The organism is Marivita hallyeonensis, assembly GCF_900129875.1.
Lineage (GTDB): Bacteria > Pseudomonadota > Alphaproteobacteria > Rhodobacterales > Rhodobacteraceae > Marivita > Marivita hallyeonensis.
This window is the reverse complement of record NZ_FQXC01000001.1, coordinates 175,684-188,829: the sequence shown is the minus strand read 5'-3', so window position 1 is coordinate 188,829 and position 13,146 is coordinate 175,684. Positions and strand designations below refer to the sequence as shown.

15 protein-coding genes are annotated in these 13,146 nt (G+C 62.1%); 3 read left to right on the top strand and 12 right to left on the bottom strand.

The window, feature by feature from the left end; translation table 11 throughout:
* Positions 1-50 precede the first annotated feature (50 nt).
* Together BUA42_RS00915 and BUA42_RS00910 are read left to right on the top strand one after the other, a co-directional pair.
* On the top strand, positions 51-1,520 hold the full coding sequence (locus tag BUA42_RS00915) for a tetratricopeptide repeat-containing sulfotransferase family protein (protein WP_143152586.1): 1,470 nt from the start codon (positions 51-53) through the stop codon (positions 1,518-1,520).
* Positions 1,511-2,176 carry a YggS family pyridoxal phosphate-dependent enzyme gene (locus BUA42_RS00910; protein ID WP_072775830.1) on the top strand — a complete coding sequence of 222 codons (666 nt, stop codon included), beginning with the start codon at positions 1,511-1,513 and terminating at the stop codon, positions 2,174-2,176. Before BUA42_RS00915 ends, BUA42_RS00910 begins: the two co-directional genes overlap by 10 nt.
* 148 nt (positions 2,177-2,324) lie before the next feature.
* On the opposite strand, the gene BUA42_RS00905 is transcribed toward BUA42_RS00910, so the two are convergent.
* The 5 genes from BUA42_RS00905 to BUA42_RS00885 all read right to left on the bottom strand — a co-directional run bounded on the left by BUA42_RS00905 (position 2,325) and on the right by BUA42_RS00885 (position 4,897).
* The gene (locus tag BUA42_RS00905; RefSeq protein WP_425435010.1) at positions 2,325-2,888 is read right to left on the bottom strand and encodes a F0F1 ATP synthase subunit B; all 564 of its coding nucleotides are present in this window, start codon (positions 2,886-2,888) and stop codon (positions 2,325-2,327) included.
* A gap of 5 nt (positions 2,889-2,893) precedes the next feature.
* On the bottom strand, positions 2,894-3,439 hold the full coding sequence (locus tag BUA42_RS00900) for a F0F1 ATP synthase subunit B' (protein WP_072775828.1): 546 nt from the start codon (positions 3,437-3,439) through the stop codon (positions 2,894-2,896).
* Positions 3,440-3,524: 85 nt separating this feature from the next.
* Positions 3,525-3,749, bottom strand: coding sequence for a F0F1 ATP synthase subunit C (locus tag BUA42_RS00895; protein WP_072775827.1), 225 nt, complete (start codon positions 3,747-3,749; stop codon positions 3,525-3,527).
* Positions 3,750-3,816: 67 nt separating this feature from the next.
* The gene (locus BUA42_RS00890) at positions 3,817-4,566 is read right to left on the bottom strand and encodes a F0F1 ATP synthase subunit A (RefSeq protein WP_072775826.1); all 750 of its coding nucleotides are present in this window, start codon (positions 4,564-4,566) and stop codon (positions 3,817-3,819) included.
* Positions 4,559-4,897: an AtpZ/AtpI family protein gene (locus tag BUA42_RS00885; RefSeq protein ID WP_072776670.1), complete on the bottom strand. Its 339-nt coding sequence runs from the start codon at positions 4,895-4,897 to the stop codon at positions 4,559-4,561. The genes BUA42_RS00890 and BUA42_RS00885 overlap by 8 nt, the downstream gene beginning before the upstream one ends.
* Positions 4,898-5,128: 231 nt before the next feature.
* Between BUA42_RS00885 and BUA42_RS00880 the strand changes: the two genes are divergently transcribed.
* Complete coding sequence (locus BUA42_RS00880) at positions 5,129-5,461, top strand: ArsR/SmtB family transcription factor (RefSeq protein ID WP_072775825.1); 333 nt, start codon at positions 5,129-5,131, stop codon at positions 5,459-5,461.
* Positions 5,462-5,467: 6 nt separating this feature from the next.
* On the opposite strand, the gene BUA42_RS00875 is transcribed toward BUA42_RS00880, so the two are convergent.
* From BUA42_RS00875 to BUA42_RS00845, 7 genes are all read right to left on the bottom strand, one after another.
* Complete coding sequence (locus BUA42_RS00875; RefSeq protein ID WP_072775824.1) at positions 5,468-7,480, bottom strand: M3 family metallopeptidase; 2,013 nt, start codon at positions 7,478-7,480, stop codon at positions 5,468-5,470.
* Positions 7,481-7,548: 68 nt separating this feature from the next.
* Complete coding sequence (locus tag BUA42_RS00870; protein WP_245818914.1) at positions 7,549-8,502, bottom strand: NAD(P)-dependent alcohol dehydrogenase; 954 nt, start codon at positions 8,500-8,502, stop codon at positions 7,549-7,551.
* Positions 8,503-8,590: 88 nt separating this feature from the next.
* Complete coding sequence (locus tag BUA42_RS00865) at positions 8,591-9,649, bottom strand: HesA/MoeB/ThiF family protein (RefSeq protein WP_072775822.1); 1,059 nt, start codon at positions 9,647-9,649, stop codon at positions 8,591-8,593.
* Positions 9,646-10,086 carry a dUTP diphosphatase gene (gene dut / locus BUA42_RS00860; protein WP_425435022.1) on the bottom strand — a complete coding sequence of 147 codons (441 nt, stop codon included), beginning with the start codon at positions 10,084-10,086 and terminating at the stop codon, positions 9,646-9,648. Before dut ends, BUA42_RS00865 begins: the two co-directional genes overlap by 4 nt.
* Positions 10,087-10,154: 68 nt before the next feature.
* On the bottom strand, positions 10,155-11,348 hold the full coding sequence (gene coaBC / locus BUA42_RS00855) for a bifunctional phosphopantothenoylcysteine decarboxylase/phosphopantothenate--cysteine ligase CoaBC (RefSeq protein ID WP_072775820.1): 1,194 nt from the start codon (positions 11,346-11,348) through the stop codon (positions 10,155-10,157).
* 58 nt (positions 11,349-11,406) lie between these two features.
* On the bottom strand, positions 11,407-12,192 hold the full coding sequence (locus tag BUA42_RS00850; RefSeq protein WP_072775819.1) for a ChaN family lipoprotein: 786 nt from the start codon (positions 12,190-12,192) through the stop codon (positions 11,407-11,409).
* Positions 12,189-13,067 carry an RNA polymerase factor sigma-32 gene (locus BUA42_RS00845; protein WP_072775818.1) on the bottom strand — a complete coding sequence of 293 codons (879 nt, stop codon included), beginning with the start codon at positions 13,065-13,067 and terminating at the stop codon, positions 12,189-12,191. Before BUA42_RS00845 ends, BUA42_RS00850 begins: the two co-directional genes overlap by 4 nt.
* Positions 13,068-13,146 lie beyond the last annotated feature (79 nt).

The following is a 13,146-nucleotide window of genomic DNA, read 5'->3' as shown; positions in this document are numbered from 1 at the left end:
CTTTTCTTTTGCGCCAACGGCAAGTAGCAAAGCCCCAAGGGGTGGAAACCATGTCGTCAGGCACTGTCCAGCAGATCAAAACCGAATACGACCGTGCCCTCAGGCTTGCTGGCACGGGTAAGCTCCGTGAAGCCGCGGCACTTCTTGATGGTCTCGCCTTGCAAGCCCCTTCCGCTGCAGAGATCCCCTACAAACGCGCCCAGATCGCTGCGCGCCTCGGTGACCTTGCCGCCTGGTGCCATGCGGCCGACAAGGCGCTTGCCCTGCGTCCAACGGAACCCGCCATTCTGGCAGAAGCCTTGCAGGCGCACCGCACAGCCGGTCACGACACACGCGTTCTTGAACTGATGGATCGCAAGATCGCATCAGACCCGACCGCCGTCGGCCCGCAAGCCGACAAGGCACTGTACCTGCAGCAAATCGGCCAGTTCGACGCGTCGGAAAAGCTGTTTCGGAAGCTCCTGAAAAAGCACCCCAACGATGCCGAGCTATATCGCATGTTCGCCGCCACGATCCGCTTCACATCCAACGATCCCCTGATCGGCGCAATGCGGCGGCTGGCCAAACACCCGAAGCTTTCGCAGCCCGGCAAGATGCACGTGAATTTCGCGCTGGCGAAGGCGATGGAAGACACCAAGCAATCGGCAAAGGTTTTCCCGCATCTCCGTCGCGCCAATGCCGCTCAGGCTGCGCTTTGGCCGGACGATCCGAAGGCGCGGCAGGAAGAATGGCGCGCCGTTGTTGCGGCGCAGGCGGGCATACATTCAATTCCTGACGGAACCGGCACCGACCCGAGCCTGATCTTCGTCACCGGCCTGCCCCGCTCGGGCACCACCCTGGTGGAGCAGATCATCGCCAGCCACAGCCAGGTCCGTGCGGGCGGCGAAATGGCGACCGCGCTCCGCACCGCTTACCAGGTGTTCGGCGCCGGAACGCAGATGAGAGCCCTCGCCACCGAACCCGCCGAAAGCTTAGAGATCTTCGCGTCGAAACTGGCCGAGCAGAACCGTGTTCACGCCGACGCATCCGCACGTTATCTCACCGACAAGTCCATCATGGCCTTTCTGATCTACGGCCTGCTTCACGCCACCCTGCCCGACGCCCGCTTCATCATCGTCCACCGCGACCCGCGCGACATTGCCCTGTCGATCTACAAGAACCACTTCAGCGGCGGCACGCACCGTTATGCCAATGACCTCGCGACGATTGCCGATGTGATCAAGACGTTCCGGGACATCGTCGAACATTGGCGCGCCATACTGCAGGACCGATTTACGGAAATCCGCTACGAGGATCTCGTCGCCGATCCGGACGCACAGTCCCGCGCAGTGATCGCTGCCGCAGGGCTGGAATGGGAGGACCAGTGCCTGAACTTCCACGAGGCGTCCGGCACGATCAAGACACTCAGCCTGCATCAGGTGCGCCAACCGATCTACCAAAGCTCGGCCGCCGCGTGGCGCAGGTACGACACCGAACTTCAACCCTTTTTCGACGCCTGGGGAGACGCACCATGGGACTGACCGAGATCACAGACCGCATCGCAAAAGCCGCACAAGACGCGGATCGCGACCCAGCCGACATCACGCTGATTGCGGTCTCCAAGGTACAACCCAACGAACGCGTGGAGGCCGTCCTCAACGAAGGGCACCGCTCCTTCGGCGAGAACCGCGTGCAGGAAGCGGCGGGAAAATGGCCCGCCTTCCGCGAACGCTTTGAGGGGATCGACCTGCACCTGATCGGACCGCTGCAGACCAACAAAGCGCGCCAGGCGTTCGAGCTTTTCGACGTCATTCACACGCTCGACCGGCCCAAGCTCGCCAAGACCTTCGCGCGGCTCGCACAGGAGACGGGTCACTGCCCGCCGCTTTTCATTCAAGTGAACACGGGCGAGGAGCCACAGAAAGCCGGCATTGCCCCGGACGACACGGACGCTTTCGTCGAAGACTGCCGCGCGCTGGAACTGCCCATTCAGGGACTGATGTGCATTCCACCCATCGACGAAACCCCATCCCTGCATTTCGCACTCTTGCGCAAATTGGCAGACCGCAACGGGCTCAGCCAATTGTCGATGGGCATGAGCGATGATTTCGAACAGGCCATTGCCTTCGGCGCGACCCACATCCGTGTCGGTTCCGCTCTCTTCGGCGCGCGGGTGACAAACGCCCAGTCGACCTGATCTTCTCTGTTTGAAAAATACCTCGGGGGTTTGGGGGCAGAGCCCCCAAGTCTTTTTAAAAATATTCCGGATGCGTCGATGCACCCATGCATAAAGAAAAAGCCCCGGCACGGACCGGGGCTTCGAAAACTCTAGGATCACCGATTGATTAGTGCAGCTTCTGCCCGACTTCGGCAATCGCATCGTCGATGGTCTTGGCAGCATCCGCAGCGCTCATCTGCTTGGCCACAACGTCGCGCGCCGCCTTGATCGCGACGGCAATCGCGCGATCACGGACCTCTTTCACCGCACCGGCCTGCGCCGACGCGATCTGGTCCTCGGCCGCTGCCATCCGGCGAGCGATCGACTTCTCAAGGTCGGCCTTCGCCTGCTCACCGGCAAGCTCGGCCTCTTCCTTCGCATGCGCGATGATACGGTCGGCCTGTTCCTGAACTTCACGCTGCTTGCGCTCGTAGGACGCCAGCAGAGCCTGCGCTTCTTCACGCAGCGACTTCGCTTCGTCCAGCTCGGCCTGAATGCCCTCGGCGCGCTTGTCCAGCATGCCCGTCAGCAGCGGCGGCACCTTGTAGTACAGCAACACCCCGATGAAGACGAGAAAGCCGATGGTCACCACGAAATCGGTGTTAGAGAGCGAGAAGAACGGCTTGTCGCCCGCCGCGAAGGCGGGGCTTGCGATCAGGGCAGTGGCGGCAATGGTCAAGATACGTGTCATATCGCTCACCCCTTCATCTGTGCATCAACGGCGGCGGCCACAGTGGCGTCATCCGCCTGACCACCCAGCGCCGCAACGATGCTGCCAGCGGTGTCTTTCGCCACAGCCTCGACGCTTTCCACGGCCGACGCGCGAATTTCCGAAATAGCTTTTTCGGATTCCGCAGCCTTTGCGGCAATCTCGGCATCCGCCTTGGCGATGGCCTTGTCCAGCTCGGCCTGCATCTCGGCCTTGTTCTTGGCGATGATCTCCTGCGCTTCCGCGCGGGCATCTGCCAGAGCCTTGTTATAGGCCTCTTCGGCCTCCACGGCTTTCTGCTTGAGGTCTTCAGCCGCCGCGAGGTCGTTTGTAATCGTGCCTTGTCGTTCCGCCAGAACCGTCGCGATGCGCGGCAGCGCGATGCGGGACAGGACAAAGTAAATCGCGATGAGCGCGATCAGGAGCCAGAAAATCTGGTTCGGCATCCAGTCGGCGCAAAGCTGCGGCATGCCGATGGCGCTGCCATCCGGGCCCACACATGCGCTGGCTGTACCAGTGGTTTCGGTTGCCATGTCGTCCTCCGTCGGAACTTGTCGTTACATCGGGCGGGCCGCTTGGATGCAGCACCGCCCGCGCGTAAGGATAAAAGTCCGAAGCTTAGACGGCGAACATCAGCAACAGCGACACGAGGAATGCGAAGATCCCCAGCGCTTCTGCGAACGCGATACCGATGAAGAGCGTTGCTGTCTGCGACGCAGCAGCGGACGGGTTGCGCAGGGCCCCTGCGAGATAGTTGCCGGCCACGTTGCCCACCCCGATTGCGGCTGCGCCGGAACCGATTGCTGCCAGGCCTGCGCCGATATGTGCGAGATCGCCTTCCATGTGAATTCTCCTTACGATTGGAAGTTTGCGTTAGGTCGTAGGGCGCGTGAACTCACGCACCCATGCGTTAGTGATGCGGGTGCAGCGCGTCCTTGAGGTACACGCAGGTGAGGATCGTGAACACGTAGGCCTGGATGAAGGACACCAGCACCTCAAGCGCGTAAATCCCGATGATGCCGAAAATCGCCAGAGGCGCGACCGCCGTGATCGCGGCGAAGCCCGCAAACACTTTCAGAACCGCGTGGCCCGCCATGATGTTGCCCGCCAGACGAATGGAGTGGCTCACCGGGCGCACGAAATACGAGATGATCTCGATCACGGCCAATACAGGGCGCAGCGCAAGCGGTGCGGACGACACCCAGAACAGCCCCAGGAACGATGCGCCGTTCTTGACAAACCCCAGAATTGTGACCGCGAAGAACACGCCGAAACCAAGGATGGCTGTCACCGCGATATGCGAGGTCGGAGAGAACGACATCGGGATAAGCGCGAGGAAATTCGAGAAGAGGATGAAGATGAACAGCGTGAAGATATACGGGAAATACTTCACCGCATCCTTGCCGGTCACATCCTCGACCATCTTGTAAATGAATCCGTAGGCCAACTCGGCCACCGACTGCGTGCGCGTCGGCACCGTCGCGCGCTTCGCCGTGCCCAGCACCATCAGTGCAACCACGCATACAACGGCCAGAAGCAGCCAGAATGCCGCGTTTGTGAAGGTGAACATGCCCACTGCGCCGTCGCCGAACATCGGCTTGACGATGAACTGATCCATCGGATGGAAAACCAGACCGCCGCCCTCAGTGCCTTCAGCCATCTTTATCCCTCTCGTCCTGTCCGGCCAGATCGGCCAGCTTCGTCACCTGAAGCTCTTTCGCGGTGCGGATCATCACGTTGATCCCCGCGGCAAAGCCCAGCAATGCAAACAGCACCATGAACCAGGGTTGCGTTCCAAAGACCGCGTCGATCCCGTAGCCGATGCCAAATCCGATCCCAAGACCGGACACCAATTCGATCACCATGCGCCACGCATGTTGCGCCTGGCTGTAGTGTTCCTCCTGATGTGGCTTGTCCGGACCGGCCCCCTTGGCCGCTGCAATCCGCGCTTCCAGCTCTGCCAGTCGCTGCTTCGGATCGTCGTCAGACACGCGCTCCACTCCAGTTGGAACTTTGAGCATGTGCTACGGTGCGGCACGACCCGAGTCAAGGCAGCGCCAGTCAACTGAAAACCTATATTAACAGGTTGATTTCGCTTGTTTATCTCGCAGCACTGAAAGACCCGACCAATCGGTCGCAGCCCCTGTTTCCGCTCACATCGCCCATATCCGTTATTCAACTTTTCGGTTGAGTTTTCGCGCCCGATGCGGCACCTGCACCGAATGGCACAGACCCTTGACACTGTCTTCGCCGCCCTTGCGGACCCGACCCGCCGTCAGATCCTGACGATGCTGCTCGAAGACGACATGGCCGTCACCGACGTGGCAGACCCGTTCGAGATGTCTCTCGCCGCGATCTCGAAACATCTGATGATCCTCGCCAATGCAGGCCTCATCAGCCAGGAAAAACGCGGCCGCGTGAAGTGGTGCAAGCTGGAGCCGGACGCCCTCAAGGACGCCAGCGTCTGGATGCAGGCATTCGGTCAGTTCGAGGCGATCAACCTCGACGCCTTCGAACGCTTTCTCAAAACCGAGAACCTGTCATCAGAGGCCTGACGCCACTCAAGCCGCCAACCCGCGCCCCTTGAGCAGTGCCTCGACCCCCGGCATGCGCCCACGGAACTTGGTGTACAATACATCCGCTTCCTCGGACCCGCCTGCCGAAAGAATGAATTCCTCCAACTTGCCCGCCATCTCGGCATCGAAGGCCCCGCCTGCTTCCTCGAACGCCTCGAAGGCATCCGCGTCCATCACCTCGGACCACATGTAGCTGTAATATCCGGACGAATACCCGTCGCCGGTAAACACATGCGCGAAATGCGGCGTCGCGTGGCGCATCACAATCGCCTCGGGCATCCCGATCTCTGCCAGCACCTTGGCCTGTTCGGTCATCGGATCGGTAGGTGGAGCACCTTCATGGAACGCCAGATCCACCAAAGCCGACGCGACATATTCCACCGTCTGGAAGCCCATGTCATAGGTCGCCGCCGCCAGCACCTTGTCCAGCATCTCCTGCGGCATCGCCTCGCCCGTCTCGGCATGGATCGCAAACTCGCGCAACACCTCCGGCACCTCAAGCCAGTGCTCGTACAACTGGCTCGGCAACTCGACGAAATCCCGTGCGACAGAGGTGCCCGAGATCATGTCATAAGTCACATCCGACAGCATTTGGTGCAGCGCGTGGCCGAACTCGTGGAACAGCGTCCGCGCGTCGTCATATGACAACAGCGCCGGATCACCCTTCGCAAAGTTGCACACATTTACCACGATAGGCGCCTGCACATCCGGGAACTTCCGCTGCGACCGCATCGCCGAACACCACGCGCCCGACCGCTTCGATGACCGCGCGAAATAGTCACCGATGAAGATCGCGACGTGCTGGCCGTCTCGCGTCACCTCCCAGGCCCGTGCATCCGGGTGATAAAGCGGCACGTCCAAGGGCTTGAACGCCAGCCCGAACAGACGCGAGGCGCAGGCAAACGACGCCTCGATCATCTTCTCCAACTGGAAGTACGGCTTCACCTCGCTTTCATCCAAAGCGAATTCCTCACGCCGCCGCGCGTCCGAGTAATACCGCCAGTCCCACGCCTGCAACGGCCCGTTGACACCATCCGCGCGCATCCGCTCTTCCAGAAGCGCTGCATCCTCCAGCGCACGCGCCTTCGCCGGTTGCCACACGTCCATCAGCAACCCGCGCACCGCTTCCGGTGTCTTCGCCATCTCGGTCTCAAGCTTGTAGGACGCGAAATCGTCATAGCCCAAAAGCTGTGCCCGCTCGTGCCGCAACGCCAGGATCTCCGCCGCGATCTCGCGGTTGTCGGTCTCCCCGCCATTCTCCCCGCGCGCGACCCAGGCGCGCCATGCCTCTTCCCGTAACGCGCGGTTTGGGCAGAACTGCAGAAACGGCACGATAACCGACCGCGACAGCGTCAGCACCGGCCCATCGGCTCCACGCTCCTCTCCCGCCGCGCGCACCGCTTGGATCACGAACGCGGGCAAGCCTTCCAATTCAGCTTCCGACAAGGGCCGCTGCCAGTCGCGCTCATCCGCCAAGAGGTTCTGGCCGAACGCCGTTCCCAACGTGGCCAGCCGACCCTTGATCGCCGTCATCCGCGCGTCTTCATCACCCTCAAGCGCCGCTCCCGCCCGCACGAACCCGCGCCGCGTGAGCATCAGCACCCGCGCTTGCTCGTCAGTCAGGTCCATTCCATCGCGCGCCTGCCATACTGCTTCAATCCGCGCAAAAAGCGCCTTGTTCGAATAGATCGCCGCCGAATGCGCCGCGAGCTTCGGCGAGAACTCCCTCATGATCTCTTCCCGCTTCGGGTTCGAATCCGAACCCGCAAGGTTGAAGAACACCCCCAACACGCGGTCCAACTGCCCTCCCGTCCGCATCAAGCCTTCGATCGTATTGGCAAATGTCGGCGGTTCCGAATTGGACGCGACCGCGTCGACCTCCGCCAAATCTTCGGCCATCGCGGCTTCGATCGCAGGCGCAAAATGCGCATCCTCGATGGCGTCGAACGGTGGCAGGGAGAAGGGCGTGTCCCAGGTGGACAAAAGCGGATTGGTCATGGTGATGCGGCTCCTGTTGTTGCCGCAAGAGGTAGCATTCCCACGCCCCGGTGCAACCGGTGACCACATCACATCCGGATCGTCACGATCCCCGTCTTCTGCCCGGTCTCGACATAGCGAAAGGCCTCCACGATGTCCTCCAGCGCATAGCTGCGGTCAAAAACACCGGCGAATGTGCCAGCCCCCAACATCCCTGCGAGCCGCCAGACAAAACCCGGCGCATCATTAGGATACGGAGTGCCCACGCGGCGCGACACCGCGCCCAACAGGATGTTCGACCAAAATGGTCCAAGATCGGTCGCCGAAAACACCCCACCCGGTTTCAACAGACGCCTGCACGCAAACCACGACGTGTGCCCCACGGCATCCATAACCAGATCGAATGTCGGTCCCAGCGCGGTGAAATCCTCCGCTTCGTAATTCACCACCCGATCCGCTCCAAGTCGCGCTGCCAAATCCAGATGACGCGTCCCAACGACCGCCGTCACCTCTGCACCCTGTGCCTTGGCCAGCTGCACCGCAGCCGTGCCAATCGCGCCAGACGCCCCGTAGATCAGACAGCTCTGACCGCTCCGCAAGCCATCGGTGGTGGAACTCGCGTACCATGCGCCCTCACCGACCACAGCCTCGTGGAAGGCGATCTTGTCTGGGATCGGCGCGACGGCCGCTTGGGCACCCACACAAACAAACTCCGCATGGCCGCCAAAGTGGTCTGGCAAAAGCCCGAACACCCGGTCCCCGACGGCATAGCCCGTTACGCCCGCACCCAGCGCATCGACCTCTCCGGCAAAATCCATGCCAAGAATGTGCATCCTGGGCCGAACCCACCCGGTCATCGCCCGCGCAAAGAAAGGATGCGCACGCAGGGTCGCCGTATCCGTCCGCGTGACAGTTGTCGCGCGCACCCGAACGCGCAGCTCTCCGGGTTTCGGCTCCGGGATCGGCACCCGCGTCACGCTCAGGCGCTCCGGCGGGCCATAGCGATCAAATACGGCCGCTTTCATGGTCGTTGGGTCAGACATGACTTAAGTCTATCAGACGCCATCGACCCCACTTTGAGACAGAATAAGTGGTTCAAAAAATGCGACGGAGACCCGGAATGGCGCGTGGTCAGGCCGAAGCGGCAGACCCGCAGACCGGGCAATCCTCCCGCCGCTTGAGCAGGATCTTCCGCGTCTCGCCCCACAATGCGTCGTAGATCAGCATCTCTCCCCGCAGCGCTTGGCCCGCCCCGGTGATCAGCTTGATCGCCTCAACCGCCATCATCGACCCGATGACCCCCGGCAACGGCCCGATCACTCCCGCCTCGGCACAGGACGGAGCAAGCCCCTCTGCCGGAGCCTCGGGGAAGATGCACTGGTAACAGGGCGCGCCTTCCGCTGGATCGAAGACCGAGATCTGGCCTTCCCATTGCGACAACGCGCCAGAGATCAGCGGCTTGCCCAAAGCCACCGCAACGCGGTTCGCCAGGAACCGCGTGTCGAAATTGTCGGTGCCATCCAGCACAAGATCGTAATCCGCAAACAGGTCCGCCGCGATCTCCTCGGTCAGACGCCGATGATACGGCCGCACATCCACATACGGGTTCTGCGCCACAATCGACGCCTGCGCCGAGAACACCTTCGGCATGCCAATAGCGTCATCACGATGGATCACCTGCCGCTGCAGGTTCGCGTTCTCCACCACATCGTCATCGATGACCCCTATCGTGCCCACACCTGCAGCCGCCAGATACTGAAGCGCCGGAGCGCCCAGACCGCCCGCGCCGATCACCAGTACCTTGGCGTCCCGCAAAGCTTTCTGCCCAACTCCGCCGATTTCCCGCAGCACGATATGCCGCGCATAGCGCTCTAGTTCCGCATTGGAAAACGACGCAGGGCGCTGCACCGGAGGCGTCTCTTCGGTTTCCTTCGCGACAGCGCGCCCGCGCAACCCACGGATCACCCGACCATAGACCACCGCAATCGCTGCAAAGACACCAATCAACAGCCAAAGCGCGGCACTGCCTCCAGTCGCCTCACGCAGGGGATGCCCCATCGGCAAGGCGATCTGAACGATCAAAACGCCCACATAGAGCAAGCCGATCATGTAAAGCCGCGCGGACCGGGGCATACGCATCATCGCACCCAGGCCCCAAAGCGCGCCAGCCATCGCAAAGACGACAATCATGACGACACCCCGGTCGATCCGAACCCGCCAGCCCCGCGCTGGGTCGTGGCCAATTCCTCAACCTCCACGAAGACCGCGCGCAGCACCGGCGCGACGATGATCTGCGCAATGCGGTCGCCATGCGCGATCTCGAACGCCGCCTTCCCGGCGTTCATCACGATCACCCCCACAGGCCCGCGATAATCGCTGTCGATGGTGCCGGGTGTGTTCGGGAGCGTGATCCCGTGTTTCAACGCCAGCCCCGAGCGGGGGCGCACCTGCACCTCATATCCTTCGGGAATGGCAAGGCGCAGCCCGGTCGGCACCAGGGCACGCTCGCCGGGAGCGATCACAATCGGCTGGCGATCGGCAAAATTCGCGCGCACATCCGCCCCTGCAGCCCCCGCTGAGGCATAGACAGGCAGACCCAAAGACCGGTCCGCCCCATCGTCCCACATCAGCTCAATCGAGACCACGTCCTGACCTTCTCTTTTTCATAAATATGCAAAATGGTCCGACCGCGCCGTCAGACCAGAGCGTCGGCAATGCGCGCGGCCAGTTGCCGCGCCACCGCGTCCTTGCCCATGCGCGGCCAGGCTTCGGCCCCCGCATCCGTGATCAAGGTGACCGCGTTCTCCGATCCACCCATGATTCCGGTCGACGGAGACACGTCATTCGCCACGATCCAGTCACAGCCCTTGCGCGCGCGTTTCGCCGTGGCATGGGCAACGACGTCGTCGGTCTCCGCCGCAAAGCCCACAACCAGCGCGGGCCGTGCGTCGCCCATCTTGGACACCTCCGCCAGAATGTCGGGGTTTTCCTCGAACTCCAGAACCGGCAACGCGCCCGACTGTTTCTTGATCTTGCTTTGGGATGCGCCAACCACTTTCCAGTCCGCCACCGCCGCCGCGAAGACAGCTGCATCAGCTGGATGAGCTGCCATCACCGCGTCGCGCATCTGGGCGGCGGTCTCGACCCGAACAACCTCGACCCCGTCAGGCGGCGGCACGTCGGCAGGTCCGGTGACAAAGACCACCTCAGCCCCCAGCGCCCGCAACGCCGCGGCAATCGCCGTTCCTTGCGCCCCAGAGGACCGGTTCGCAATATACCGTACCGGATCAATAGGCTCATGGGTCGGCCCCGAGGTCACGATGATCCGTTTGCCCTGAAGCGGCCCTGCCGCCAGCGCACCGACAACCGCGTCGACGATTTCCAAAGGCTCGGCCATGCGCCCCGGCCCGAACTCACCGCAGGCCATATCCCCCTCGTTCGGGCCCACGACAGACACGCCATCGCCGCGCAAAACGGCAAGGTTGCGCTGCGTCGCTGCATGGTCCCACATCCGCACATTCATCGCGGGCGCGATCATCACCGGCGTGTCCGTCGCCAGAAGCAACGTGGTCGCCAGATCATCCGCTTGGCCTGTCGCCATTTTCGCCATCAGATCCGCCGTCGCCGGAGCCACAAGCACAAGATCGGCAACGCGCGACAGTTGAATGTGGCCCATCTCGGCCTCATCCGTGAGGTCGAAGAGATCGGTATAGACCTTCTCTCCCGCAAGCGCCGATACAGACAGCGGCGTCACGAACTGCGCCGCCGCGCGCGTCATGACCGGCGTCACCGCCGCGCCGCGCTCCCGCAGGCGTCTGATAAGGTCGAGGCATTTATACGCCGCGATCCCGCCGCCGATAATCAACAAAACACGCTTGCCGTTTAGCATGAGGCTGTCCCAACTGGTTCCGGCGTCCAGTGTTACGGGCAGGCCACGCAAAACTCAATCAGCGGAACGCCTCGCACGGATCGCCGCGATCCGCAGGCGCGGACGTCTCGACATGATCGAACGTTCCCGACGGTGCGCCCGCCCCCTCTTCGCCCTGCCCCAAGGACGCGATCCGCACCTCCGGCGCCGCTGCTTGCACATAAACCGGCGCGCCCCAGTCCAACCGCGCATGACCGTTGCCCGTGATGACGACCACCGGCGCGCCGTATTGGTCAAGCGCCTGCAACGCAGAGAACGCCAATTCGGCATCGCGCAACCGCTGAATGTCCACCATCACCGGCAGCATATCCGCAGGCATCGCATCACAATGCGCCGCAAGCTGCAGCGCTTCCCGAGCCGCCTGCTGCTCCTCCGGCAAGGGCTTCTCTAGCCCGAACGTCGCCGCATCCCCCCGAAACGCCTCCGCCACACCGGCCTGCATCGCGGCCATTGCCGCTTCGCGCGGCACGGCGGCCCCGAAAAAGGCAGCCTCGGACGCGGCTTCGAAAATCGGGTAATACATCGCGAAATCGGGCCACCCGCTGTCATTCCAGCCCAGCGCGGCCTCCAATGCCACCTCGTCCGCCAAAAGCGCCGGGGTCACCAGATCGGCCTGCGCCTGTGTCAGCATCTCGAACACAACCGCCGTGGGTGCGATCTCGGCAACGTACTCTGCCTGCCGAACGTGATGGGCGGGGTTGTCATGCAACTCGCCTAAGAAGACGATATCCGCCCCATCGAAAATGCCCCCAGCGGCGACAACCGTGGGGGCACAAAATGTGAGGGAAAAAAGAAGTGATCTCATCGCAGGAAGTGATGCACCTCTGGGCTCTGCGCTTCAAGCGACTTGCGGATCTTGGCAAATGCCGCCGCCTCAAGCTGACGCACACGCTCTTTCGACAGACCCAGCTCATTGCCAAGGCTCTCCAGAGTGCGCGCATCCTCACGCAGCTTGCGCTCGCGCACGATGAACCGCTCACGCTCGTTCAACTGGTTCATCGCCATCATCAGCCACTGCCGCAGCTGAGCGAGGTCCAGATCCTCTTCAACGGTCTCTTCCGCCTGCGCGCTGTCGTCTTCCAGCGCATCGATCCACTCGCGCCCTTCATCCTCGGTCGATTGCGTCGCATTCAGCGAATAGTCAGAGCCGGACAAACGTCCTTCCATCATCTCCACGTCATGCAGCGGCACACCGATCTCTTCCGAGATCAGGCGGCGCATTTCGTGCCCTTCCAGTGTCTTGCCTTCCGCCGCAGCTTCACGCTCGAGCCGGGCCTGAACACGACGCATATTGAAGAAGAGGGATTTCTGGGAAGACGTGGACCCGGTGCGCACGATCGACCAGTTGCGCATCACGTAGTCCTGAATGGAGGCCTTGATCCACCAGACCGCGTAGGTAGAGAACCGCACACCACGATCGGGGTCGAACTTGTCAGCGGCTTTCATGAGGCCGAGGCCGGCTTCCTGGATCAGATCGTTCATCGGTGCGCCGTACCGTTTGAACTTGGAGGCCATCGAAATCGCCAATCGCATATAAGCGGTAATCAGGCGGTGCAGCGCCACCTCATCGCGCTGGTCGCGCCACGCATATGCAAGTTGAAGTTCCGTCTCCGCATCCAGCAGTTCTGCTTTCATCGCGCGGCGTGACAGGGTTTGGTCGTTGAACGAGTCCAGTGCCATTGTCGCCCCCTTTCAGGTCTTCCCTCGTACAGACATACGCGCGACGTGCACTTTTAGATCACGCACGAGACGAAAAAAG

Excerpts from the sequence above, each read along its gene's own strand:
- BUA42_RS00915 (WP_143152586.1), top strand. The coding sequence starts at position 51 with ATGTCGTCAGGCACTGTCCAGCAGATCAAAACCGAATACGACCGTGCC.
- BUA42_RS00910 (WP_072775830.1), top strand. The coding sequence starts at position 1,511 with ATGGGACTGACCGAGATCACAGACCGCATCGCAAAAGCCGCACAAGAC.
- BUA42_RS00905 (WP_425435010.1), bottom strand. The coding sequence starts at position 2,888 with ATGACACGTATCTTGACCATTGCCGCCACTGCCCTGATCGCAAGCCCC.
- BUA42_RS00900 (WP_072775828.1), bottom strand. The coding sequence starts at position 3,439 with ATGGCAACCGAAACCACTGGTACAGCCAGCGCATGTGTGGGCCCGGAT.
- BUA42_RS00895 (WP_072775827.1), bottom strand. The coding sequence starts at position 3,749 with ATGGAAGGCGATCTCGCACATATCGGCGCAGGCCTGGCAGCAATCGGT.
- BUA42_RS00890 (WP_072775826.1), bottom strand. The coding sequence starts at position 4,566 with ATGGCTGAAGGCACTGAGGGCGGCGGTCTGGTTTTCCATCCGATGGAT.
- BUA42_RS00880 (WP_072775825.1), top strand. The coding sequence starts at position 5,129 with ATGGCACAGACCCTTGACACTGTCTTCGCCGCCCTTGCGGACCCGACC.
- BUA42_RS00875 (WP_072775824.1), bottom strand. The coding sequence starts at position 7,480 with ATGACCAATCCGCTTTTGTCCACCTGGGACACGCCCTTCTCCCTGCCA.
- BUA42_RS00870 (WP_245818914.1), bottom strand. The coding sequence starts at position 8,502 with ATGTCTGACCCAACGACCATGAAAGCGGCCGTATTTGATCGCTATGGC.
- BUA42_RS00865 (WP_072775822.1), bottom strand. The coding sequence starts at position 9,649 with ATGATTGTCGTCTTTGCGATGGCTGGCGCGCTTTGGGGCCTGGGTGCG.
- dut (WP_425435022.1), bottom strand. The coding sequence starts at position 10,086 with ATGTGGGACGATGGGGCGGACCGGTCTTTGGGTCTGCCTGTCTATGCC.
- coaBC (WP_072775820.1), bottom strand. The coding sequence starts at position 11,348 with ATGCTAAACGGCAAGCGTGTTTTGTTGATTATCGGCGGCGGGATCGCG.
- BUA42_RS00850 (WP_072775819.1), bottom strand. The coding sequence starts at position 12,192 with ATGAGATCACTTCTTTTTTCCCTCACATTTTGTGCCCCCACGGTTGTC.
- BUA42_RS00845 (WP_072775818.1), bottom strand. The coding sequence starts at position 13,067 with ATGGCACTGGACTCGTTCAACGACCAAACCCTGTCACGCCGCGCGATG.